Source organism: Natronococcus sp. A-GB1 (genome assembly GCF_029688845.1).
Classification (GTDB): domain Archaea; phylum Halobacteriota; class Halobacteria; order Halobacteriales; family Natrialbaceae; genus Natronococcus.
Map to the genome: position 1 here is coordinate 129218 of NZ_JARUKW010000001.1, position 22237 is coordinate 151454.

Below are 22237 nucleotides of genomic sequence, written 5' to 3' on the forward strand. Positions count from 1 at the left end.
CTTACTCCTCGCCTCCGTCGGTCGCGAGCTCGACCTCCTCGTCCTGGTTCGCGGCGATCGACTCGTTTGCGAGACGGCGCTGGAAGCCGTGGTACTTCGCGACGCCCGTGGCGTCCTCCTGGCTGATCTTGCCGACCGTCTCCGTGTTGAACGAGGCGTGCTCGGCGGAGTAGGCGGCGTACTTGCTGTCGCGGCCGACCGCACGGGCCTGGCCGCCCTCGAAGCGGATCGTCACCGTCCCGGTGACGCGGTTTTGGGTCTCGGCGATGAAGCCCTCGAGTGCGCCGACCAGCGGCGCGTCGACGAGGCCCTCGTACCCCTTCTTCGACCACTTCTGGTCGATCAGCTGCTTGAACTCACGTTCCTCCTGGGTGAGGACGAGCCCCTCCAGGGCCTCGTGGGCGTTGAGTAGAGTCGTCGCCGCGGGGTGTTCGTAGTTCTCGCGGACCTTCAGCCCGAGCATACGGTCCTCCATCGAGTCCGTGCGACCGATGCCGTAGGCGCCCGCGAGTTCGTTGAGGTGCTGGATGAGTTCGACGGGCTCGTACGCTTCGCCGTCGATGGCGACCGGGTAGCCCTCGTCGAACTCGATCTCGATCTCCTCGGTGTCGCCCGAGGGAGCCTGCGTCCAGTTGTAGATCTCCTCGCCGGGAACGTAGCTCGGGTCCTCGAGTTCCGACCCCTCGACCGAGCGGCTCCAGAGGTTGGTGTCGACCGACCACTTGCCGCCGCCGCCACCCTCGACGGGCAGGTCCTTCTCCTCGGCGTACTCGTTCTCCCACTCGCGCGTGAGCCCGAGTTCGCGCACGGGGGCGATGACCTCGAGATCGGAGTCGCGCCAGATCGCCTCGAAGCGAAGCTGGTCGTTCCCCTTCCCCGTACAGCCGTGGGCGATACCCGTACAGTCCTGCTCCTCGGCGACCTCGAGGATGGCGCTGGCGATCACCGGGCGGGCGAGTGCGGTCCCTAGCGGGTAGCCCTGGTAGGTCGCGTTCGCGCGGACGCTCTCGAAACAGAGATCCGCGAACTCCTCTTTCGCGTCGACGACGTAGTGTTCGAGTCCGAGCGCCTCTGCGGTTTCCTCGGCCTCGTCGAACTCCGACTCCGGCTGGCCGACGTCGACGGTGACGCCGATAACGTCGTCGTATCCGTACTCCTCTTCGAGCAGCGGGACGCAGACGGTCGTGTCGAGTCCCCCCGAGAACGCGAGTGCAACGCGTGTCATGTTCTACTCGAGTGGAGCGGGAGGATAGACTTAAATTCGTCGTTCTTAGTTTAGGAAATTAAAGTTGTAGGCTACGCTACGTCGAAAAACTGGAGTTTTTGGATTTTCGCAGGTTCGGGACGAGGAGGTAGGGTATAGGGTGGGCTCAAAGGCCCGGTCGTCGAGGTCGTCGCGGCGTGACGGCTCCGGCAGTAGCGAAAAGGGGTACCGAGCTATCGGCGGAGCCGCTCATTAGGTCTCCCTATGAAAACGAGTCCTCTTAAATCCTACTCGGCAGGCAAGTATTGTGGCGGTCCGGCTACTCCTCGTCGATATCCTCGTCGGGGAGCGCGAGAACGTTCTCACGGCCGATGCGGAAGACCTCGATCTCGTCGTCCTCTCGAAGTCCGCCGACGACCTGGCTGGTCTTGGCCTCCGTCCAGTCGAGTTCGGCCACGACTTCCTGTTGTTTGATCCGTCCGCCACGGTCCTCGACCAGCTGTAACACTCGCTCCTCGTTGCTCAACAGCTCCGCAGGCGGACCGGTCGGTTGGGCAGCAGCGGTCGGTTCCGACTGCTCTACCGGATCGACGCTCTCGGAGTCCGATCCCTGTCCGTACCGGTACCACCAGCCGGCGACGCCGGCCAGCGCGAGCGCACCGAGGGCACCGAAAACTGCCAGCCAGGGCATCGCCAGCCCCTCCTCGGCCTCGGTCGGCTCACCGGTGGATTCGGTGTCCTCGATCAGAACGACTCGCGGTTGATCGTCGGCGAACTCGGTGTCACCGCCGTCCCAGAAGACCGATCCGTCCCCCCTGTCGTCCGAGTCCGGATCGATCTCGTACGCGGAGTAGGTATCCGGCCAGAAGAACTGGAGCGTCGTGTCGTCGACCAGCGTGAACCCGGACAGCGCGTCACCGGCCTCGATGCGGTTGAGTTCGACGTGGGCGAACGACGACCACTCGAACTCGTACTTCACGTGGGCCAGATCCCGTGGCGCGGTACTTTCGTCGGTCGTCACGGTGAAGTTCGAGATCTCCATCTCCCGGTCCGTCGCGTTCTCACCGTCGGCGGCGACCTCGTTCCAGCCCTCGGCCTCCCGTTCGATGTACTCCTCGGGGTTCGACTCAATATCGTCCTGGAGGAGTTCCCACTCTTCGATCGACTCGTTCTCGGTGTTTATCGGGAATCGGTAGTCAACGGTGAACGTCGCCGACCCGTTCTCGTAGATATCAGCGTCGATGTGGATCTCGTCAGCGTCGTCGAACTGCAATCCGTCGTCAGTCTGCTGGAGCACCTGCTGTTGGGATCCGGCGTCACCGTCGGCCGCCACCACGGCCGAGGCGGGCATCGGAACGAGCAGGCATCCGACCACCACGAGCACCACTAGGGCTCGGAGCCCCCGCACATCCATTACGAGAAGATGGTAGAGCCGCCTAAATAGGTCTTTCCGACGACGGCGGCAACATCCGTCCCGCCGTCACTCCCGAGTACGAGGGACGGAAACGGCCACGGGACGACGGCTGAGCCGTCGAACGCCACACTCATAGGGCGATCGTCCGTACTCGCGAGAACGTGTACAGCGTCACCGTCCCGGTCCCCGGGCGCGTCCGCGAACTCGCGGACGCCCTCTACCCCGAGCTGATCGGATTCGATATCGTTCGCGAGGATCACTCCTGTCTGCTCAAGCGCCTCGGCGAGGCCGACCACGTCACTCAGCTCCAACACCGCACCCACCGCGTCCTCGAGGGGATCTCCCCGGTCGAGGCTCGCGTCACCGGAATCGACTTCTTCGCCGATCCGCCACTGGGGTCGGCTCCGGTCGTCTACCTCGCCGTCGACAGCCCCGGGCTCGAGGCGATCCACGCCCGCCTCGTCGAGGAGTTCGGCACCGTCGCGGGGCTCGAGGGCGAGGACTACGTCCCCCACGTCACCCTGGCCCGCGGGGGCGACGAACCGACTGCGAGACGGCTGGCCGACCGTGAGATCGAGCCGGTCGAGTGGACCGTCGGCGAACTCGAGTTCCGGGACGGGACGGACGGGGTTCCGGTGAGCCGGGTCGTGCTGTCGGCGTAGTCCGCCGTCCGGTGGGGTTTTTCCTCCCAGAAAGCACATATAATACTGTACGAAGGTAGTAGAGCATGTACCGACGGTCACTTCTCGGCGTCGCCGCCGCCGTCTCGGTCGCAGGCTGTTCGGCCGCGACCGACCTCGTGGGCGACGACGAGATCGACGAGACGCTCGAGGACGAACACACCGCAGAGTTCAGCGCCGACGAGGGCGACGAGTTCGCGGTCGAGATCGACGTCGAACGGGTCGAGAACGGGGACGCGGTCAGCGTCCAGGTCGCGAAGATCGGCGAGGGGCCGCTCGAGGCCCGCTCGGTCTCCGAAAGCGGGAGCTTCGACGTGGAAGTCGAGGAGAGCGGCGACCACGTCGTCACCGTGACGAACGGCGCCGCCCACGTGACACTCGACCGAAAGTAATCAGGGGGCGGGCGGGTCGCCGTCGTAGGCGGCGTGGTCCCCGTAGAAGTTCCGCATCGCGAACTTGAGCTTCGAGGGCTCGATGTCGATCAGCTCCTCGCGTTCCTCGTGAGGGAAGGTCCCGTTGACGCTGTACTTGCCCAGATCGGACTTCGCGTCCCTCGAGTAGCGCCGATCCAGCAGCGCGCGGACGGCGATGTCCTCGGGCGAACGGAGCACCCGACCGAGCGCCTGGCGGGTCTTGCGGACTGTTGGGATCTCGACGGCGTAGCGCCAGCCGGTGTCGGTTCCCTCGAAGGCGGCGTCGTAGGCCTCCTGAACCGCGTCGGCCCGGTCGTCGAGGTGCGGGTAGGGGACGCCGACGACCAGTACGGTCCGCGCGTCGTCGCCATCGAAGCTCACGCCCTCGGCGAGAGTTCCCCACAGCGAGGTACAGAGGACGGCGTCGTCGTCGTCGACGAACTCCCGCCGGAGCTCCTCGACGGCGACGCCGGGCTCGTCGAGGTAGACCGTCGCCGACTCGCGGCGCTCGAGGCGGTCTGCGTACCGTTCGGCCTCGCCGTAGTTCGGGAAGAAGGCGAGCGTGTTGCCGGCCGTCATCCGGACCGCGTCGTCGATCGTCCCCGCGACCTGCTCCTGGACCGCGGGGTCGTCCCTGTCGGACGAAAACAGCGGCGGCGTCTCGACGGCGTACGTGCGGCGGTGTTCGCTTGGGAACTCGAGCCCGTAGGCCATCGAGATCGGCTCCTCGAGTCCCAGCACGTCCTCGGTGACGTCGAACGGTTGGAGCGTTGCGCTCATCAGGATCGTGGCGGAGACCTCCTCGAACAGCCGCCCGGTGACCTGGCGAGGGAGGCAGGTGTACAGCTCCGCGCGGCCGTAGATCTCGTCGGTGCCGGCGTCTCGAGTGACCGAGACGACGGGGTAGAGGCCTTCCTTCGTCCCCTCGTCCATCCACGCGCTGACGAAGCCGGCCGCCTGCAGGGTCTGACACTCCGTCCGGGTGGCCGTCTCACCCTCTCGGTACGCCTCCTCGTACTCCTCGTCGAGCTCCTGACCCAGCGTCATTGCGGCCTCGAGGTCGTCGTCGATCCCCTGTCCCGAATACCGCTGGAGGAACTCGAGGGTGAGCTCGTCGCGCCGATCCTCGTTTGCGATCGGGACGTCCGTCCAGTTCTCGCCGATCCGCTCGCGTTCGCCGAACTCGAACGAGTCCTCGTAGGTCTCGACTAACGCGCGGTGAAACGCCGAGAGGACGTTGGTCGCGTCCTCGGCCCGGGGGTCGTCGCTGTCGGCGAGTTCGTCCAGCGCCGAGTCGAAGGTGCGCTCCGAGCAGGTGCGGGTGGCGTGCTCGCGGGCCGCGTCCTCGACGTTGTGGGCCTCGTCGAAGACGGCGATGACGTCCTCGGGCTCGCGGCCGAGCCAGCGGAAGAACTGTTCTCGGATCGTCGAGTCGAGCAGGTGGTGGTAGTTACAGACGACCAGATCGACGCCCTCGATCCCCTCTTTGAGGAGCTCGTAGCCACAGAAATCGCGCTTCTCGGCGTACTCGTAGATCTCGTCGGGCGTGCGGACGTCGTCGAACAGCCAGGCGAAGAAGTCGTCGGTATCCGCCGTGAGGTTGTTCCGGTAGTAGTCACAGACGTTCTGTTCCTCCAACTCCTCGAGGCGGTCCTCGACGTTCTCGAGTTCGTCCATGACCGCGCTGCGAGCGTCCGCCGCGGAGCCGTCGCTTCCCTCCTGGCTCTCGGCGAGCAGCTCGCGCTGGCGGCGCGCTAACTGTTCGCGGTCGCGCTCGGCGTCGACCACGGCCCGGGTGTTGTCCCGCAGGGTCTGACACTCCTCGTAGCCGACGTCGATGTGGCACATCGACCCCTTACCCTTGAACACGATCGCCTGAATCGCCTCCTCGCTGGTGATCTCCCGGGCTTCGGCGACGAACTGACGCATCTGCTGGTGGACGTTGGTCGTGATGACGACGGTCTTGTCCTGCTCGCGGGCGACCTCGAGGGCCGGAACCAGCGAAGAGAGGGTCTTGCCGGTCCCGCAGGCACCCTCGAACAGCACGTCCTGGTCCCGGACCAGCGCGTTGTAGATCCGGTCCATCGCCTCGCGCTGGTTCTCGTAGGGTTGCTCGTACGGGAAGAATCGCATGTACCCGGCTGTCTCGGACACGGTAGTGAGTGGTTCCCGCTTCGATAAAAGGATTCGTCTCCGATCCCGGCGGCCGCTTCGGAATCGGCGACACCGATTGTGGCCGTCCCCTGGTAGACGTACCCACAGCCGGCGTGCGCGCGCTACAGGGCCATACCCCTCGAGGGCTTCGCCTCGAGTATGGCCATCCCCGGTTACGATTCCGGCAACGTCGTCGAGCTCGCTCTCGAACGCGCAGGCGCTCGCGCCGAGGTCGTCGCGGGCGTCGTCCCCGACGAGTTCGGCCTCGAGCGTAGCGGCCGCGATCCGACGGCGACCGCGCTCGCGGATGCCGTCGAGTTCGTCGGCCTCGCAGAGCTGCGGGCCGTCGATGCGTTCCGGATCGAACTCGTTTACGACCCCTCGGCGCTACCTCCAGGGGCGAGCCCGACCGATGTCGGGATCGCCGTCGAGACCGACGACGGCTGGGAGCGCCTCGAGTCGACGGTCGATCTCGAGGCGACGACGGTGTCGGCGACGCTGGGCGATCGCCCGTCGGGATCGACGATCGTAGCGATCTACGACGGGACGGGCGAGAGCTGAACGACGGAAGGCGAAAGGGACGTTACCCTCCGCGGCCGAACCCCGGCCATGATCGCGATCTTCTCGGACACCCACAGCAGCGACGGCCACGAACTCGAGGGCAAAGCCCTCGAGGCCGCCCGGAACGCCGAGACGGTGATCCACGCCGGCGACTTCACCAGCACGGCGGCGCTCGAGGCGTTCCGCGCCGAGTGCGATCGGCTGTTCGCCGTCCACGGCAACGCCGACAGTGCGGCGGTTCGGGAGCGCCTGCCGACGGCGCGTACGGTCGAGGCCGAGGGGGTTCGTTTCGCCGTCACGCACCGTCGGGAGGGCGGCGCAACCGGGCTAGCGATGTTCGGTCGGTCGCGGGACGCCGACGTCGTCGTCTCGGGACACAGCCACCGACCGACCGTGGTCGAAACCGACGACATTGTCCTGCTCAACCCCGGCAGCCACGTCCAGCCCCGTGGTAACCGGCCAGGGTTTGCCGTGCTCGAGCGCGACGGCGACGAGCTTTCGGGCGAGATTCGGGAGCCGGACGGAACCGTTCTCGAGACCGTCAGTGTCGCGACTCGGCGGTGAGAACGAAAGAGGATCGCGGACGAGTGACCGGCGCCAGCGGGACCGCGCCGCGACCCCCGCGAATCGCCCGCTCGGCGGTCCAGCGAGCCGCCAAACGGGCCTCCGGCACGACGGAGGGAAGCCGGCCGGAGCGGCCTCGGACCGACGGGCAGACGATCGGGCACCGAGGCCTACCGTCGCTACGGACCGCTGTCCAATATAGTCGATGCAAGCTGAAAGCGCGGTTTTAGCTATCTTTAATTCGATTTTATCGTATAAGTAACAAAACGTCGAAACGGTTTTGCGGGCCGATGCTGTACCGCTCGGATATGGTTAGTCTCGTCCCCGACGATCCGGTCATCATCGCGATCGTTCTGATCCTGCTTGCGCTGATCTTCTTCACCTACCTGCTGTTGCGCCGGACGATCCTCGAGTTCCGCGACGGGATGGAGGGGCGCTAGGCTACTCGAGGCGCTCGGCGACCAGCTCGACAGCGTTTTCGACGTCGTTCCGCGAGAGACAGCGATGCGTACAGAACCGGAGCGTGGTCTCGCCGAACGCCGACGCCCGAACCTCGTTGCCCAGTCGCTCGAGGGCGTCCTCGCTTGTCAGGCCGAGGGCCGAGACGTCGACGAGGACGATGTTCGTCTCCGGCCCCTGTACCTCCAGCCCCCCGATCTCGTCGAGTCCGTCCGCCAGCAGGCGAGCGTTCTCGTGGTCCGTCTCGAGATCCCCGACGTTCTCGAGGGCCTGCAGCCCGGGCGCGGCGACGATCCCGGCCTGGCGCATCCCGCCCCCGAACAGCTTGCGGACCCGACGGGCTCGTTCGATAAACTCCTCGGAGCCCGCGAGCATCGAGCCGACCGGAGCGCCGAGCCCCTTCGAGAGACAGAACATGACCGAGTCGACGGGATCGGTGAGGTCGGTGACGGGGACGTCCAGTGCTGTCGCGGCGTTGAACAGCCGCGCGCCGTCGACGTGGACCGGAACGTCGCGATCGTGAGCACCGTCGGCCGCGGCTTCGATCTTCTCCGGCTCGATCGCGAGCCCGCCGCGAGCGTTGTGGGTGTTCTCGAGACAGAGCAGGCCCGTCCCCGGACGGTGGAGGTCCTCCGCGACGTAGCTCGCGTCGATCTGTTCGGGTGTCGGTACGCCCCGCGGGTCGGCGTCGAGCATCCGCACCTGTAGTCCCGCCAGCTGGGCGAGCCCGCCGAGTTCGTACTTCACGACGTGACTTTTTCGGTCGGCGAGCACCTCCTGGCCGCGCTCGGTGTGAACCCGCGCGGCAATCTGGTTGCCCATCGTTCCCGTCGGCACGTAGAGGGCTGCCTCCTTCCCGACCCGTTCGGCGGCACGAGCCTCGAGGTCGTTTACCGTCGGATCCTCGCGGTAGACGTCGTCACCGACCTCGGCCGCGGCGGCTGCGTCCCGCATCTCGTCGTCGGGTTTCGTCACGGTGTCCGAGCGCAGATCGATCATGCGATTCGGTAACCGGCGGGCCGTCAAATAGCCGCCGTTCCCGAGTCGGTGACAAAATATGTACCGGCGGTCCGCTATCGTCCGCCATGAACGCACGGCAACTCATCACCGTCCTTCGGCTCGCCGCCGTCGTACTCGTCGTGACCGGATTCGTCGGCTGGGCGACGGGCGAGGCGGCTGCCTTCTCGCTCGAGTCGCCGTTCACGCTCGCCTTTCTGCTGGGGATCGCCTGCGCGGTCACCTCGATCTACCTCGGAATCTTCCTCGCGAATCGAGGGGAGTGAACTCCACGGAGGATTTCGATTCGAAAACGGTATTCCGAAGCGACGAGAGTCGTGACACATGGACTCACGCATCCGCGAGCACGCCGAGATCATCGCGAACCACTCCGTCGATCTCCAGGAGGGCGACAACGTCGTCGTCGACGCACACCCCGTCGCCGAGGACCTGGTCGTCGCTCTTCACGAGGTGATCGGCGACCGCGGAGCGAATCCCGTAACGACCAGTCAGCGAACCGGTAAACGCCAACAGCGCGCCTATCTCCGCGCGGCCGACGACGAGTTCGACACGCCGGAACACGAACTCGCGCTCATCGAAAACACCGACGTCTACATCGCGATTCGAGCCAGCGACAACGTCACCCAGAGCAGCGACGTCGATCCCGAGACGCAGGCGGCCCACCGGCAGGCCCACCAGCCGATCCTCGAGGAGCGCCTGTCGACCCGGTGGTGTCTCACGCAGTTCCCGGCGCCCGCGAACGCCCAGCTCGCCGAGATGAGCACCGAGGCCTACGAGGGGTTTGTCTGGGACGCCGTCAACAAGGACTGGGAAGCCCAGCGCGAACACCAGGCGAACATGGTCGAACTGATGGACGCCGGCGAGGAGATCCGCATCAAAAGCGGCGAGACGACCGACGTCACGATGTCGATCGACGGCAACCCGACGATCAACGACCACGGCGAGCACAACCTCCCCGGCGGCGAGGTCTTCACCGCACCCCAGCCCGACACCGTGGAGGGCGAGGTGCTGTTCGACATGCCGCTGTACCACCAGGGTCGGGAGATCACGGACGTCTACCTCGAATTCGAGGGCGGCGAGGTCGTCTCGCACTCGGCGGCGAAAAACGAAGACGTGCTGACGAACGTCCTCGAGACCGACGACGGCGCCCGGCGGCTTGGCGAGCTCGGCATCGGGATGAACCGCGACATCGATCGATTCACGTACAACATGCTGTTCGACGAGAAGATGGGCGATACGGTCCACATGGCGGTCGGCCGGGCCTACGACGATACCGTCGGCGAGGGCAACGAAGCCAACGAGTCTGCCGTCCACGTCGACATGATCGTCGACATGAGCGAAAATTCGGTGATCGAGATCGACGGCGAGGTCGTCCAGCGCGATGGCACCTTCCGGTTTGAGGAAGGCGAGGTCTGAGCGTAGCGAAGACCTCGAAGCGGAACGGCGAGCATCGCGAGCCGTGGAGACGGCGGCGTTTGAGCGGCAGCGAAAACGCCGAAATACCGAGCGGTGAGCACCGCGACCCGCGAGGAAGGCGAGGTCTGAGCGTAGCGAAGACCTCGAAGCGGAACGGTGAGCATCGCGAACCGTGGAAACGGCTTCGAGGAGTAGATCGTAACGAGCGGCGTGAGCCGCGTCAGTCGCCTCGAGTCGAAACGGTACTCCGGCTGACTCGCCGGGAAGCTCCCCGTACGAAGACGGAGCTGGATCGGGGACCGACGACACGGATCGTGCATCGCGCTTATGGTTCGGAACTGGGTAGAGTAGCGTATGGCAGTACTCGTCGCATACGACGGTTCGGCGTCGGCACAGAAGGCCGTAGAGTACGCGTTCGACTCCCACGCCGACGAGGAGATCGTTCTGCTTCGCGTCGTCGAAGCCGCGAGCGGCTCGACCGAGGCCGGAATCAACCTCCTGCAGGAAGCGCTCCGCGATCGGGAAGAGGAGGCCTCGAGCTCCCTCGAGGACGTCACAGAACCGCTCGACACCGCCGACATCGAGTTTCGGATCGAGACCGCCGTCGGGAAACCCGAGCGCGAGGTCGTCGAGTTCGCAGAGGAGCACGACGTCGACCACATTATTATCGGCAGCCACGGCCGAGAGGGCGTCTCTCGAGTCCTGCTGGGCAGCGTCGCCGAGAAGATCGTCCGCCGCGCGCCGGTTCCGGTAACCGTGGTTCGCTGACCCGAGGGCTCAGACGACCTTGAGATCGCCGAGTTGAATCCCGGGCTGATGCTCGCAGATGTAGGTCGCCATCTCGTCGGTCGCAGTAAACGCGAGCGTCTCGGTCGCTCCGGTGTCGGCGACGATGTCGGTGGCGTACTCCCCGATGCGTTCGTCGGCCCGGTCCCAGATCGCCAGATTGTGTTTCACGTTGTCCCGGTTCTCGACGGTAATCTCGTAGGATCGACCCTCGGACAACACCAGCGTCGGGTTCTCGACGCGGTCGATGTGGGCGGGTTCGACCCCGACCCAGCCACCGACGTAGGCGTCGAGGCGGATCTCGTCGACGTTTCGCCACACGTCGGGATGGGTGTCGTTCTCGAGCGTTTCGGCCTCGTCGACGATCGGCTCGTTGCCGTCGTCTTCCGCTTCCTCGTCGGATCCGACGCAGCCGGCCGCGAGGACCGCCCCGGCAGTACCGAGCGTCGAAAGTAGTCTCCGCCTGGTCGTCCCGCCACCAGCCATACTGGCAAAAGGAGCCGAGAGCGAATAAGCTCCGACCCAACGTTCAGGGGCGGGCGACCATCGCCGAGAGCGGCGGCTCGCACTCGAGCTTTCTCTGTATCGTGGCGCAGATTCGGTCCAGAAAGGGTGTGATTTCCTTTGATATGCAGGCTCAAGCGGTTCACGACGGACTGGCTTAGACTGGCATCCGGAGAGAAAAAAGGACGCCGTCCGACGGTTCGACGGACCGCGTCCGACCGCAGCGCCGGCCCGACGACAGCCCGTCCGAGGGCCAAACGACCGCAACTCAACGGAGAACACCCCTATGAAAACCAGCCTCGAGGTGGAGTACTGGGTCATCGACGACGACGGTGACCTGGTTCCACCCGGAACACTGCTCGATGTCGCGGAGGGGATCGACCCCGAATTCGTCGAGCCGATGCTCGAGATCAAGACCACCCCGTGTACGTCGATGACCGAACTCCGCGAGGAGTTCCTCGATCGGATCGAGCGCGTCGTCGACGCGGCACGCGCACAAGACAAGCGACTCGTTCCGCTGGCGACCCCGCTGTACGCCTCGCCGGCTGAGATACCGTACCGCGAGAAGCGAGGGACCGACCTCCAGCGTCGGATCGTGGGACCGACGTTCGACGACGCTCGCGTCTGTGCCGGAACGCACATGCACTTCGAGCAGTCGAACGTCGCCGATCAGCTCAACGCCCTGACGGCGATCGACCCTGCGTTCGCCCTCGTCAACAGTTCGTCGCACTACCGCGGCGAGCGGATCGCCGCGTGTGCACGCCCCTACCTCTACCGGCGTTCGTGTTACGACGCCTGTCCGGAGCAGGGTCAGCTCTGGCCCTACGTCGACGGCGTCGCCGAGTGGGAACAACACCTCGAGGACGCCTACGAGACGTTCCGCGAGCGCGCCCTCGAGCGCGGCGTCGAGCCGGACGAGTTCGATTCCGAGTTCGATCCGTACGAGGCGGTCTGGACCCCCGTTCGGTTGCGGAAGGCGATGCCGACGGTCGAGTGGCGATCGCCGGACGCGGCTCTGCCGAGTCAGGTGCTTCAACTAACCGAGGCGGTTCGATCGATCGTCACCCACGCGGATGCCCGCGGAACCGCCGTCGCCGATGCCGAGCCGTCGGCCGACGCTACCGACGAGGAGATACCCCTCCCCAAATTCGAAACCGTCGAAACGGTCACCGACGCCGCGATCCACGACGGACCCGAGAGCTCGAGCGTACGACGCTACCTGCGGAAGCTAGGGTTCTCCCCCGAGGAGTACGATCCGCTCGCGGATCGACTACCCGACTCGCGGATAACGAAACGCCGGGCAAAGCGACTGCGGCTCGAAGCCGCGAAGCAACTCGAGATCGATCTCGATCAGTCACGCGTTCGCGCCTGAACGACTATTTTGCCGGCCTCAGGCCGTCAACAGCCGATCGCTACCGTTGCTCGAGCCACCGCCGTCCGGTTCGAAGATCGGCCGGGATCTCGTCACCGAACGACCATCGCGTCCGTTGTCCCGTACAGGGGTTCCCCATCGCGACTTCAATCTCCGGCGAGCCGCCCTCGAAGACGGCCGCACTCGCCGTCGTCAGTTGGCCGAAGGCGTGCGGTTCGTCCGCTTCGGGTTCCGGATGCCGACAGATCGACTTGTCACCGGGGCCGTTCTCGTGATCCTGTGCGACCGTCCACAGCTCGTCTCTGTCTGGATATCCACTTCCCTCGAGCAGCGACAGTGTCCTGCGTCGCCGCCTGATTGAACTTTCGGTCTCGGTCGACGACGACAGCACGAAGTGGTTCGTTCGCGCGACGACGGGCGCGTCGTCGACGGCGATCCGCTCGGCAGCCGGATCGATCTCGAGCAAGACGGCATTGGTGTCGTCGGCGAGAAACAGCGTTTGTCCGCACAGCTGACGGGTCGGGATGGACTCGAGCAGCGACCGAGCTTCCTCGACGGTGGCACACTCCTCTAGCACGATCCGGATGACGGTTCCGTTGCGGAGCTGGTTCTCAGGATCGACGTCGTCTCGCTTGCTGTCGATGTAGGTGTTCGCCGCGACCAGTCCCCGATCGTTGACTCCCTTGAAGATGGAGATGGTTCCACAGGTGTCGACCGTCAGATACCCGTAGTAGTCGCCGATCGGCGGCTGCTCGACGATCGACTTCGGACGGGCACCTCGGCCCGCGATATCCCGGTTCTTGAGGACGAGCGGTCCACCGGATGCCGAATCGACGCCGACGGGCGTCCCCGAATCCGGCGGTGCGACGAGCATGTTCGTACACCCCTTCGGGTTCTTCTCGGAGCGCCCCTCCCCGTCGGCCAGCTCCTCGCAGAGCTCCGAGTACGCGAAGACGTACGCCTCGTAGACAGCCGGATCGACGTCGAACGCCGCGGCCATCGCCTCGTAGGCCCGGTCGTGGCGATCCGGCAGGCTCTCGCGGCTCCGCCGGGCGTACTCGAGCAGCGCCTCGAGTTCGATCCCCTGCTCGTCGATCTCGGATTCGAGTTCGTCGATGGCCCACTCGACGGCCTCCCGCTCGGTTTCCGCGCGCCGTCGAGCCTGTTCGGCGAACGTCTCCGCGCCGGTGACCGTCTCGGCGGTCGGTTCGTTCATATCCGTGACAGCGACTCGAGCGAGTTGTATCGGCTGCCTGCACAGGCGATCGAGGTGTCAGTCGGGTACGCGCGTCGCAGGAGTCAACCGGGCTACCCGCAGCGATCACGACCGGAGCCGAACCCGGACAGTCGTCCGCCGTTCGCGCAGGTAGCATACGTTTACTTCGGTCCGAGAAACGGGAAAGCCGGATCGTCGAGGAGTCGATATCGATCGGCGCCTCGAGAGACCAGCGGCCTGAAACCCTATATAGTTAGGATTTGTGTATAGTTTATCCGGTTATCAAATCGTTCGCGATGATACAACTGGTGCTACTGTGCGGTTACGGACACGCCGCAGGATGCTACGACCCCTACACGATCCAATCGGACGTTGCGATCGACGGGCTTCGATGCTGCCGGTTCGTAATTCACTCCTCGTTCGATCGTCGTAGAATCAGCGGGCACGATGGGATTTGAACCACGGTCGCAGCTTCGCTGCTCCCTGATTCGAATCCCACGTGCCGGTTCGCTCACTTCGCTCGCTGTACGGGCACGATGGGATTTGAACCCACGACCGTCGGATTAGAAGTCCGACGCTCTTTCCGGACTGAGCTACGTGCCCTCGAGTACGAGTCGTCCATCGAGCGATATAAGCGGTTGGGATTCGGCTGCCTGTGAAAAGCGTGCGGATAGCGACCACCACGTCGCCCCGCTGTCGTGACACACCATGGTTCCCGGCGATCGAACCTCATGCCGGGTACTCGCGATACACGAGCGGCTATCGGTTCGAGCGCGTCGAAGGTCGAAAAGGGAAAGACCCAAACTGACGTCAGCCCACTGCGTCAGTCTATTTAGTCGTCCCCGAGACCGTCGTCGTCCTCCTCGTCGTCATCCATGACGCCGTCGTCGTCCTCGTCGTCATCCATGACGCCGTCGTCGTCCTCGTCGTCGTCATCATCCATGGCGTCGTCGTCGTCCATGGCGTCGTCGTCGTCTTCGAGGTCGTCGTCTTCCTCGTCATCCATGGCGTCGTCGTCGTCTTCGAGGTCGTCGTCCTCCTCGTCATCCATGGCGTCGTCGTCGTCGTCTTCGAGGTCGTCGTCCTCGTCATCCATGCCGTTTTCGTCGTCCATGCCGTTTTCGTCGTCCATCCCGTTCTCTTCGGGATCGTCCTCGAGGTCGTCGTCCTCTTCGTCATCGGCACAGCCAGCAATTGCCGCAACCATACCAGCACCGACTGCCATCGTGAATTTCCGTCTATCGAGTTTTGCCATAGTACGCGTCTGTTCCGAAGACCGGGCTAGTAAATAACGGGTACACTCCGTTTCGACGGTTGGTTTCGATTTAAATGAGTTCTGCGCTGACCAGTTCGACTCGATAAACGGTTGCGAACACGCCCGCTGTTTCGCAACTGAAAGCACGACCGGTCGTCGTTCCGGCTCTACTCGCCATCCTGTGGTCCGTATTTTCCCTCCGAGAACCGCTGTGCTCCCGGGAGAGGGGGACGTAACGGACGACCTACACCGGTTCATAATGAGGTTGTTTCACAGCAACCGGGGTCGGCGCCCGCGGTCGACTGCGGGTTTCGATCGATGCTCGCGACGAACACAGCCCTTATGCACGTCTCGACGGTACGTTCGTCCGATGCACGTCATCGGAACGGTGGGACTGCCCGGAAGCGGCAAGGGCGAGGCCGCCACCGTCGCGCGCGAGGAAGGGATTCCCGTCGTGACGATGGGCGACGTCGTCCGCCAGGAGACGACCGACCGCGGATTGGATCCCGCGAAAGACCACGGGGGCGTCGCCCGGGCACTCCGCGAGGAGAACGGCCCGGCGGCGATCGCCGAGCGCTCGCTGCCGATGATCGCCGACCGCCTCGCGGACCACGAGGCCGTACTAGTCGACGGACTCAGATCGGGCGTCGAGGTCGATACCTTCGAGGAACGGTTCGGCGACGCGTTCACACTCGTCAGTATCGAAGCGCCCTTCGATGTGCGAGCCGAACGTATCGACGCACGCGGACGGGACGCCGGCGCGAACGACGGCGGCGAACCCCTCGAGAAACGCGACGAGCGCGAGCGCGGGTTCGGGATGGACGACGCGATGGACCGCGCCGACGTCGTCATCGAGAACACCGACTCGCTCGAGGCGTTTCACGAGCGAATCCGGACGATCATCCGCGAGGAAGCGGGCGAGAGCGCCGAGCAGGAAACCGAACCCCACCAGTCATGACCCAGATCTACAGCGTCGACGTCGAGATCACCGCACCAGTGTACGACACCGAGGTAACCAGCCGCGTCGCCGATGCCGTTACGAACGTCTTCCCGAACGCCGACCTCGAGGAGGAGTTCGGCGAGATCAGGGGAGAAGTCCACTCGCTGGATCACTTCTCCGAACTACTTCACCGACAGGAGATCTTGGACACCGCCCGCGGGGAGTTCTTCGGGAACCGAGCGGGCGACGCCTTCTCGTTCGTGTTGAAAAAGCAGGCGGCGTTCGAGGACCGGGTCAACTTCTCGGTCGGCGAACCGGACGAACTCGGCGAGATCGCCGTCCGCGTTCGCGTCCACGAACCCGACGTGGAGAGCTACGTCGACCACATCGCTCCCCCGACCGAGGACGGCCGACCCGTCGACGCCTGACTGCAGACCGGATCGGTTTCGGACGGTCAGAGTCTCGTTCGTTCGATCGACGCGAACCCGGTTCGGAGATACCGATCGAGGTCCAGTCGACTCTCGACGAGACCGGAAGGAAACGATCGGTTTACTAGCTATCTAGGTCGAAACCTGTTCTCGAGCAAGCGCTGCGAGATCTACCCGAACGGTCCCATCCCGCCCATACCGCCGCCACCGCCACCGCCGCCGCCCTGTTGCATCTGTTGCATCATCCGCTGCATCTCCTTGTCCGAACCCATCCCCTGGAACTGCTTGATCGTGCGCTCCATCATCTTGTACTGCTGGAGCAGTTCTCGAACCTGTTCCTCGCTCGTCCCCGAGCCGCGGGCGATGCGTTCGATCTGGTCGGCGCCGATCGCTTTCGGATACTCCTTTTCGGTCTCGGTCATCGAGTCCATGATGACGCTGAACGTGCGCATCCGCTCCTGGGTGACGTCCATCGCGTCGTCGGGGAGCTGATCCTTGATCCCGCCGCCGAAGCCGGGGATCATGTCCATCACCTGGTCGAGGGGACCCATGTTGTTCATCGCCTCCATCTGCTTTTGCATGTCGTTCAGGGTGAACTGGCCCGTCAGCATGTCCTCGGGGTCCCACTCCTCGTCGTCCTCGATGTCGGTCTGTTGCATCGCCCGCTCGACGCGCTCGGCGAGCTGGCCGAGGTCGCCCATCCCGAGTAGCCGCGAGATGAAGCCGTCGGGCTCGAAGCGCTCGACGTCCTGTACTTCCTCGCCGGTACCGAGGAAGGCGATCGAGGAGTCGGTCTGGTCGACCGCCGTCAGTGCCCCTCCACCTTTGGCGGTCCCGTCGAGCTTGGTGATGACGACGCCGTCGATGCCGATCGACTCGTCGAACTGCTGGGCCTGGTCCTTCGCGCCCTGGCCGATCGCTGCGTCCAGCACGAGCAGCGACTTGTCGGGGTCGACCGTCTCCTCGATCTGCTCGATCTCGTCGATCAGGTCGTCCTCCAAAGCGTGTCGTCCAGCGGTGTCGACGATGTGGACGTCGGCTTCGCTCGTTTCCTCGAGCCCGTTCCGGGCGATCTCGACCGGGTCGTCGTTGTCCGGGTTGCCGTAGAAGTCGACCTCGGCACGTTCGCACATCTCCTTTGCCTGGTCGTAGGCGCCGGGCCGGAAGGTGTCGGTCTGAATCACGGCGGGGCGGAGTCCCTTCGTCGAGAACCACCAGGCCATCTTCGCGGCGGACGTAGTTTTACCGGACCCCTGGAGGCCAGCGAGCAGGATGGTCTGCTCCTCGAGGGGGAGATCGGTCGACTCGCCGATAAGGTCGACCAGTTCCTCGTAGACGATGCGGAGGACGAAGTCCCGCGCCGGGGTGCCGGCCGGGGGTTCCTCCTCGAGGGCGCGTTCCTTGATGTTGTCCGACAGCTCCATCACGAGCGAGACATCGACGTCGGCCGAGAGCAAGGAGCGCTGGATCTCCTTGACGATCTCCTCGATGTCCTCCTCGCTGAGTCGTGACTTCCCGCGGAGTTTGTCGAGGGTTCCCCGCAGAGAACTCCCGAGATCGTCGAGTACCATTTGCTCGGTGTACGTGGCGATGGCGTTAAAGGCTTTTTCTCGACCGCGAGCACTCCTGTTCGGCCACCACCGTGTGAGGAAACGACGAGAGGGATGAAGTACTCGAGCACGTCGGCTGGGGGCGTGACCATCCTCGTGTTCGTGCGAGGAAGATCCCTTTTCAGAGAGACTAACGTGCGGGCCGGATTCGGTGTCGAGACCGGTAACGAAACCGTACAACTGCCGATAACGGGATCCTACGTTCGGTCCGAGACAGTCCTGTTTCCCCACGCGACGGCTACTACGGAGGTTCCAAGCGCGACTGACGGTCGGACTGCGGCGTCGGAGAGTATTTCAGCCGTCCGCCGACAAGTTCGGGTATGCCAACCGAACCGGAGATCGACACGAGCGAGTATCCTGTCCTCGAGGACGCCGACGTCACCGTCCGCCTCGAGAACGGCCTCTACATCGCCGACGACGAGGTGACGGGCGTCTCGAGCCAGGGCCCCTCCGAGGAAGCAGCGATCGCGAATCTCGCGGAAACCGTCGCCACTTACACGGACGGCCAGAGCGACGATACCGGCGACGACTGGCTATAGACCGCGACGCGGCCGACGACGTCGCGTGTGGCCGGTACTCGTCGGCCGACGCGTCGGCAAGCCGGCCACGGCTCGGCCTTGACGACACCAGCCCGGGACGATATCGGTGACGAGTGATTTATTTATCATAGTCACGTTACGTATCCAAAATGGGTGAACAATCGGGGTCGACGACCCCGGGCGGCGACGGCGCGGCGCGGACGTACGAGCGGATCACCGACGCGGTGATCGCGCTCGACGGGGAGTTCCGGATCACATTCTGTAATCGGGGAAGCGAGCGGGTGCTCGGTGAGTGCGGGTCGGATCTCCGGGGGACGGCGGTCCAGAACGCGGTTCCGAACGGCGTCGGCTCGACGGTTCGTGAGGGGTGTGAACACGCGCTGAAAACCCAGGAGTCGATCAGGTTTGAGGAGTACTTCGCCTCGCTCGATACCTGGTACGAACTCCGCGTCTACCCCGCCGAAACGGCGGTCACGGTACACTTCCGGGACATCACGGACCGGGTCCGGCGGGAAGACCAGCTCCGACGACGCGAACGCGCGCTTCAGGATGCCTACGAGGCACTGGCGGACGCCAATCGGCCGCTCTCCGAGCAGGTAGAGGGGCTGTTGCGTATCATCCGCGAGACGCTCGAGACGGAGTGTGGGACGCTCTCGTCGATCCAGGAGGGCACCAACGAGTACACCATCGAGGCCGTCGACGCGGACGAGGGGATCGTCGTCGAGCCCGGAACGACGATACCCCTCGATTCGACGAACTGCCAGCGGGTCGTTGCGGCGGAGCGAACGGTGGCGATCGAGGACCTCGAGACCGACACGCCCCAACTCGGCGAACGCGCCACCAGCGGCGAGGGCCAGGTTTCGTGCTATCTCGGAACGCCGATCTTCGTCGACGGCTCCGTCTACGGTACCTTCTGTTTCTACGATCGGGAACCCTGTCCCGAGGGGTTCTCCGACTGGGAGCAGACGTTCGTCGGGCTGCTCGCGAACTGGATCGGGTACAAGCTCGAGCGACAGCGCTACAGAGAACGCCTCGAGGCCTCGAACGAGCAGTTAGAGCAGTTCGCCTACGCCGCCAGCCACGACCTCCAGGAGCCGTTGCGGATGGTCTCGAGCTACCTCTCGTTGATCCAGCAGCGCTACGAGGAGGACTTAGACGAGGACGGCCAGGAGTTCCTCGCGTTCGCCGTCGACGGCGCAGACCGGATGCGTGAGATGATCGAGGGGTTGCTCACCTACTCCCGGGTGGAGACCCAGGGCGACCCCTTCGAGCCCGTCGACCTCGAGACCGTCCTCGAGGACGTCGTCGACGACCTGCAGTTCCGGCTCGAGGAGACCGACGCGACGCTCTCGATGGACTCGCTGCCCCGAGTACAGGGCGACGAAGACCAGCTCCGGCAGGTGTTCCAGAACTTGCTCGAGAACGCGGTGGAGTACAGCGGCGATGAGCCGCCGTCGATCAACATTACGGCCGATCGGAAGACCGCAACCGACTCGGTCGGCGCCCGCGGCGAGGCCGTCTCGTCGGGGGACGGCAAGTGGGTGATCTCGATCAGCGACGCCGGCATCGGGATCGATCCCGACAACCGCAAGCGGGTGTTCGAGGTCTTCGAGCGGCTCCACAGTCACGACGCCCATGCCGGGACCGGGATCGGACTCGCGCTCTGTCAGCGGATCGTCGAGCGCCACGGCGGCGAGATCTGGATCCACCCCGATCCCGACGAGGGGACGACGTTCTGTCTCTCCCTTCCGGACGCGTCGATCGAGTAACTACGCCATCGAGCCGGTTTCGATCTCTCCGTCTGTCGCGAGCCACTCCGTGAGGCTGCCCTCGTAGACCGAGACGTCCTCGTAGCCGAGCGCCTCGAGTACCGCGTCGGTGTGGCTGATCCGTCTGGCGGTGTTGCAGTACAGGACGATCTCCCGATCCCGATCGATCCCGTGGTCGGCGAACAGCGTCTCGAGTTCCTCGGCAGGTTTCACCCGTCGCGTCTCGTCGTCGACGGTCGCCCGCCAGTCGAACCGGACCGCCCCGGGGAGGTGGGCCTCCGCGAACTCTTCAGGGTCTCGGGTGTCGACGAGGACGGCGTCGCCCTCGAGTGCAGCTTCGACGCCCGAACGGTCGATCAACGGGCTATCGGCGAACGAAAACGGCGCAGCGGTGTAGGGGGTCGGCTCGACCGACGGCGGTTCGGTCTCGGTTTCGTATTCGGGGTTCCAGGCGCTGAAGTCGCCGTCGAGCAGGCGAACGTCGTCGTGGCCGTACGCCAGCGCGGTGAGCCGAAAGCGGGCTGCGAAGACGCCGTGCGTGTCGTCGTAGGCGACGATCGTATCCTCGGGTTCGATCCCGACCTCGCCGAGCAGCCCCTCGAACGCCCCCCGCCCGGGGAGGGTGCCGGGATCGTCGGCGGTTTCGTCGCGGTAGTTGTCGAACGGGACGTTGACCGCGCCGGGTACGTGACCGATCCCGTCGTACTCCCAGGCGTCCCGGACGTCGACGACCGCGATCCCGGGTTCCTCGAGTCGAGCCGCGAGCCAGTCGGGCGAAACGATGACGGAGTCGTCCATCAGTTCAGACCTGTCGCGGCGGGCTGGAGTAGCCACCGGACCCGGCACGTCTCCCCGTCGTACCGAGACCGTGGCAATACTTGCAGCCCCCGGTCGTCCGATCGACGCCGCCACCGCACACGTTCCCCCGCTCGGCGCGTGAACCGTGGCTCGAGTCCACGAGAACGTTACGATCGACCGAGATATCGGAAAGGACTGCCGAAACAGTCTAGCGTCGACCGAATTGACCGGTTAGCGCGGCCCTATGTGGCCGCCACACCACGTGTCGAATATGGCAACGAACGACTACGCGACCGACGCACTGGTCACGGCCGACTGGGTCGAGGAGCGACTCAGCGAGTTCCAGTCCGACGATCCCGGCCTCCGGCTCGTGGAGGTCGACGTCGACACGGAATCGTACGATGAGGAACACGCCCCCGGCGCGATCGGGTTCAACTGGGAGACGCAACTTCAGGACCAGACCCGACGCGACATCCTCGACAAGGAGGAGTTCGAGGAGCTGGTGGGCAGTCACGGTATCGGCGAGGATTCCACGGTCGTCCTCTACGGCGACAACGCCAACTGGTTCGCCGCCTACGCCTACTGGCAGTTCACGTACTACGGCCACGACAACGTCTACCTGCTCGACGGCGGCCGCGAGTACTGGCTCGAGAACGATTACCCCACCACGGACGAGGTGCCGTCGTTCCCCGAGGTCGACTACGAGGCCGGCGGTCCGCGCGAGACGATCCGCGCCTACCGCGACGACGTCGAGAAGGCGATCGAACGGGACGTCCCTCTCGTCGACGTTCGTTCGCCCGAGGAGTTCTCCGGCGAGATTCTCGCCCCGCCGGGCCTCCAGGAAACCGCCCAGCGCGGCGGCCACGTCCCCGGCGCGAAAAACATCTCGTGGTCCGCCGTCACGAACGAGGACGGCACCTTCAAGAGCCGCGACGAGCTCGAGGAGCTCTACGCCGAGGAGGGTATCGACGGCGACGAGACGACCATAGCGTACTGCCGGATCGGCGAGCGCTCGTCGGTCGCCTGGTTCGCGCTCCACGAACTGCTCGGCTACGAGGACGCCGTCAACTACGACGGCTCCTGGACCGAGTGGGGCAACCTCGTGAACGCGCCGGTCGAGACCGGGGAGTAACGGTCG

At 65.0% G+C, this 22237-nt stretch carries 23 protein-coding genes and 1 tRNA gene; 14 read left to right on the forward strand and 10 right to left on the reverse strand.

The features are described 5' to 3' along the window. Position 1 precedes the first annotated feature (1 nt). Together QA600_RS00625 and QA600_RS00630 are read right to left on the reverse strand one after the other, a co-directional pair. On the reverse strand, positions 2–1225 hold the full coding sequence (locus QA600_RS00625; protein ID WP_278290044.1) for an argininosuccinate synthase: 1224 nt from the start codon (positions 1223–1225) through the stop codon (positions 2–4). Positions 1226–1523: 298 nt separating this feature from the next. After that, positions 1524–2618, reverse strand: coding sequence for a hypothetical protein (locus QA600_RS00630; RefSeq protein ID WP_278290045.1), 1095 nt, complete (start codon positions 2616–2618; stop codon positions 1524–1526). Positions 2619–2779: 161 nt separating this feature from the next. Here QA600_RS00630 and QA600_RS00635 point away from each other — a divergent pair, with 161 nt between their 5' ends. After that, entirely contained in the window at positions 2780–3280 is a 501-nt protein-coding gene (locus QA600_RS00635) for a 2'-5' RNA ligase family protein (RefSeq protein ID WP_278290046.1), read from the forward strand. Positions 3281–3345: 65 nt separating this feature from the next. Then, the gene (locus QA600_RS00640) at positions 3346–3690 is read left to right on the forward strand and encodes a hypothetical protein (protein ID WP_278290047.1); all 345 of its coding nucleotides are present in this window, start codon (positions 3346–3348) and stop codon (positions 3688–3690) included. Here QA600_RS00640 and QA600_RS00645 read toward each other — a convergent pair whose 3' ends face one another. Beyond that, positions 3691–5865 carry an ATP-dependent DNA helicase gene (locus tag QA600_RS00645; protein WP_278290048.1) on the reverse strand — a complete coding sequence of 725 codons (2175 nt, stop codon included), beginning with the start codon at positions 5863–5865 and terminating at the stop codon, positions 3691–3693. It abuts the gene before it with no gap. Between the two features lie 159 nt (positions 5866–6024). Here QA600_RS00645 and QA600_RS00650 point away from each other — a divergent pair, with 159 nt between their 5' ends. The 3 genes from QA600_RS00650 to QA600_RS00660 all read left to right on the forward strand — a co-directional run bounded on the left by QA600_RS00650 (position 6025) and on the right by QA600_RS00660 (position 7430). Next, a complete protein-coding gene (locus tag QA600_RS00650; protein ID WP_278290049.1) occupies positions 6025–6426 on the forward strand; it encodes a hypothetical protein in 402 nt (133 codons plus the stop codon). Between the two features lie 48 nt (positions 6427–6474). Next, positions 6475–6990: a metallophosphoesterase gene (locus QA600_RS00655; protein WP_278290050.1), complete on the forward strand. Its 516-nt coding sequence runs from the start codon at positions 6475–6477 to the stop codon at positions 6988–6990. A gap of 308 nt (positions 6991–7298) precedes the next feature. Continuing rightward, positions 7299–7430: a hypothetical protein gene (locus QA600_RS00660; RefSeq protein WP_005554633.1), complete on the forward strand. Its 132-nt coding sequence runs from the start codon at positions 7299–7301 to the stop codon at positions 7428–7430. 1 nt (position 7431) lies between these two features. Here QA600_RS00660 and QA600_RS00665 read toward each other — a convergent pair whose 3' ends face one another. Next, on the reverse strand, positions 7432–8448 hold the full coding sequence (locus QA600_RS00665) for a low specificity L-threonine aldolase (protein WP_278290051.1): 1017 nt from the start codon (positions 8446–8448) through the stop codon (positions 7432–7434). Positions 8449–8534: 86 nt separating this feature from the next. Here QA600_RS00665 and QA600_RS00670 point away from each other — a divergent pair, with 86 nt between their 5' ends. From QA600_RS00670 to QA600_RS00680, 3 genes are all read left to right on the forward strand, one after another. Further along, the gene (locus tag QA600_RS00670; RefSeq protein WP_278290052.1) at positions 8535–8732 is read left to right on the forward strand and encodes a hypothetical protein; all 198 of its coding nucleotides are present in this window, start codon (positions 8535–8537) and stop codon (positions 8730–8732) included. A gap of 58 nt (positions 8733–8790) precedes the next feature. Beyond that, the gene (locus QA600_RS00675) at positions 8791–9882 is read left to right on the forward strand and encodes an aminopeptidase (protein ID WP_278290053.1); all 1092 of its coding nucleotides are present in this window, start codon (positions 8791–8793) and stop codon (positions 9880–9882) included. Between the two features lie 354 nt (positions 9883–10236). Then, positions 10237–10650 (forward strand): universal stress protein, encoded by a 414-nt coding sequence (locus QA600_RS00680; protein WP_278290054.1) that lies wholly within the window; start codon positions 10237–10239, stop codon positions 10648–10650. Positions 10651–10659: 9 nt separating this feature from the next. On the opposite strand, the gene QA600_RS00685 is transcribed toward QA600_RS00680, so the two are convergent. After that, a complete protein-coding gene (locus tag QA600_RS00685; protein WP_278290055.1) occupies positions 10660–11154 on the reverse strand; it encodes a hypothetical protein in 495 nt (164 codons plus the stop codon). Positions 11155–11458: 304 nt separating this feature from the next. Here QA600_RS00685 and QA600_RS00690 point away from each other — a divergent pair, with 304 nt between their 5' ends. Next, positions 11459–12544: a glutamate--cysteine ligase gene (locus tag QA600_RS00690; protein ID WP_278290056.1), complete on the forward strand. Its 1086-nt coding sequence runs from the start codon at positions 11459–11461 to the stop codon at positions 12542–12544. A 40-nt stretch (positions 12545–12584) separates the two neighbouring features. On the opposite strand, the gene QA600_RS00695 is transcribed toward QA600_RS00690, so the two are convergent. The 3 genes from QA600_RS00695 to QA600_RS00705 form a co-directional block, all read right to left on the reverse strand. Then, positions 12585–13760 (reverse strand): C45 family peptidase, encoded by a 1176-nt coding sequence (locus QA600_RS00695; protein WP_278290057.1) that lies wholly within the window; start codon positions 13758–13760, stop codon positions 12585–12587. A 528-nt stretch (positions 13761–14288) separates the two neighbouring features. Next, positions 14289–14363: transfer RNA gene (locus QA600_RS00700), tRNA-Arg, on the reverse strand. Positions 14364–14592: 229 nt separating this feature from the next. Beyond that, the gene (locus tag QA600_RS00705; RefSeq protein WP_345782000.1) at positions 14593–14967 is read right to left on the reverse strand and encodes a hypothetical protein; all 375 of its coding nucleotides are present in this window, start codon (positions 14965–14967) and stop codon (positions 14593–14595) included. A gap of 418 nt (positions 14968–15385) precedes the next feature. On the opposite strand from QA600_RS00705, the gene QA600_RS00710 reads away from it, so the two are divergent. Next, positions 15386–15973 carry an AAA family ATPase gene (locus QA600_RS00710; RefSeq protein ID WP_278290059.1) on the forward strand — a complete coding sequence of 196 codons (588 nt, stop codon included), beginning with the start codon at positions 15386–15388 and terminating at the stop codon, positions 15971–15973. Continuing rightward, positions 15970–16383 carry an RNA-binding domain-containing protein gene (locus tag QA600_RS00715; protein WP_278290060.1) on the forward strand — a complete coding sequence of 138 codons (414 nt, stop codon included), beginning with the start codon at positions 15970–15972 and terminating at the stop codon, positions 16381–16383. The genes QA600_RS00710 and QA600_RS00715 overlap by 4 nt, the downstream gene beginning before the upstream one ends. Positions 16384–16553: 170 nt before the next feature. On the opposite strand, the gene QA600_RS00720 is transcribed toward QA600_RS00715, so the two are convergent. Next, entirely contained in the window at positions 16554–17954 is a 1401-nt protein-coding gene (locus QA600_RS00720; RefSeq protein ID WP_278290061.1) for a signal recognition particle protein Srp54, read from the reverse strand. A gap of 359 nt (positions 17955–18313) precedes the next feature. Here QA600_RS00720 and QA600_RS00725 point away from each other — a divergent pair, with 359 nt between their 5' ends. Next, positions 18314–18532, forward strand: coding sequence for a hypothetical protein (locus tag QA600_RS00725; RefSeq protein ID WP_278290062.1), 219 nt, complete (start codon positions 18314–18316; stop codon positions 18530–18532). 149 nt (positions 18533–18681) lie between these two features. Beyond that, positions 18682–20301, forward strand: a complete 1620-nt coding sequence (locus QA600_RS00730; RefSeq protein WP_278290063.1) for an ATP-binding protein — start codon at positions 18682–18684, stop codon at positions 20299–20301. Here the strand turns inward: QA600_RS00730 and QA600_RS00735 are convergent, their stop codons facing one another. Next, complete coding sequence (locus QA600_RS00735) at positions 20302–21099, reverse strand: sulfurtransferase (RefSeq protein ID WP_278290064.1); 798 nt, start codon at positions 21097–21099, stop codon at positions 20302–20304. Positions 21100–21370: 271 nt separating this feature from the next. On the opposite strand from QA600_RS00735, the gene QA600_RS00740 reads away from it, so the two are divergent. After that, the gene (locus QA600_RS00740) at positions 21371–22231 is read left to right on the forward strand and encodes a sulfurtransferase (protein ID WP_278290065.1); all 861 of its coding nucleotides are present in this window, start codon (positions 21371–21373) and stop codon (positions 22229–22231) included. The last annotated feature ends 6 nt before the right edge of the window (positions 22232–22237 follow it).

Excerpts from the sequence above, each read along its gene's own strand:
- QA600_RS00625 (WP_278290044.1), bottom strand. The coding sequence starts at position 1,225 with ATGACACGCGTTGCACTCGCGTTCTCGGGGGGACTCGACACGACCGTC.
- QA600_RS00630 (WP_278290045.1), bottom strand. The coding sequence starts at position 2,618 with ATGGATGTGCGGGGGCTCCGAGCCCTAGTGGTGCTCGTGGTGGTCGGA.
- QA600_RS00640 (WP_278290047.1), top strand. The coding sequence starts at position 3,346 with ATGTACCGACGGTCACTTCTCGGCGTCGCCGCCGCCGTCTCGGTCGCA.
- QA600_RS00650 (WP_278290049.1), top strand. The coding sequence starts at position 6,025 with ATGGCCATCCCCGGTTACGATTCCGGCAACGTCGTCGAGCTCGCTCTC.
- QA600_RS00655 (WP_278290050.1), top strand. The coding sequence starts at position 6,475 with ATGATCGCGATCTTCTCGGACACCCACAGCAGCGACGGCCACGAACTC.
- QA600_RS00660 (WP_005554633.1), top strand. The coding sequence starts at position 7,299 with ATGGTTAGTCTCGTCCCCGACGATCCGGTCATCATCGCGATCGTTCTG.
- QA600_RS00665 (WP_278290051.1), bottom strand. The coding sequence starts at position 8,448 with ATGATCGATCTGCGCTCGGACACCGTGACGAAACCCGACGACGAGATG.
- QA600_RS00670 (WP_278290052.1), top strand. The coding sequence starts at position 8,535 with ATGAACGCACGGCAACTCATCACCGTCCTTCGGCTCGCCGCCGTCGTA.
- QA600_RS00675 (WP_278290053.1), top strand. The coding sequence starts at position 8,791 with ATGGACTCACGCATCCGCGAGCACGCCGAGATCATCGCGAACCACTCC.
- QA600_RS00680 (WP_278290054.1), top strand. The coding sequence starts at position 10,237 with ATGGCAGTACTCGTCGCATACGACGGTTCGGCGTCGGCACAGAAGGCC.
- QA600_RS00685 (WP_278290055.1), bottom strand. The coding sequence starts at position 11,154 with ATGGCTGGTGGCGGGACGACCAGGCGGAGACTACTTTCGACGCTCGGT.
- QA600_RS00690 (WP_278290056.1), top strand. The coding sequence starts at position 11,459 with ATGAAAACCAGCCTCGAGGTGGAGTACTGGGTCATCGACGACGACGGT.
- QA600_RS00695 (WP_278290057.1), bottom strand. The coding sequence starts at position 13,760 with ATGAACGAACCGACCGCCGAGACGGTCACCGGCGCGGAGACGTTCGCC.
- QA600_RS00705 (WP_345782000.1), bottom strand. The coding sequence starts at position 14,967 with ATGGTTGCGGCAATTGCTGGCTGTGCCGATGACGAAGAGGACGACGAC.
- QA600_RS00710 (WP_278290059.1), top strand. The coding sequence starts at position 15,386 with ATGCACGTCATCGGAACGGTGGGACTGCCCGGAAGCGGCAAGGGCGAG.
- QA600_RS00715 (WP_278290060.1), top strand. The coding sequence starts at position 15,970 with ATGACCCAGATCTACAGCGTCGACGTCGAGATCACCGCACCAGTGTAC.
- QA600_RS00720 (WP_278290061.1), bottom strand. The coding sequence starts at position 17,954 with ATGGTACTCGACGATCTCGGGAGTTCTCTGCGGGGAACCCTCGACAAA.
- QA600_RS00725 (WP_278290062.1), top strand. The coding sequence starts at position 18,314 with ATGCCAACCGAACCGGAGATCGACACGAGCGAGTATCCTGTCCTCGAG.
- QA600_RS00730 (WP_278290063.1), top strand. The coding sequence starts at position 18,682 with ATGGGTGAACAATCGGGGTCGACGACCCCGGGCGGCGACGGCGCGGCG.
- QA600_RS00735 (WP_278290064.1), bottom strand. The coding sequence starts at position 21,099 with ATGGACGACTCCGTCATCGTTTCGCCCGACTGGCTCGCGGCTCGACTC.
- QA600_RS00740 (WP_278290065.1), top strand. The coding sequence starts at position 21,371 with ATGGCAACGAACGACTACGCGACCGACGCACTGGTCACGGCCGACTGG.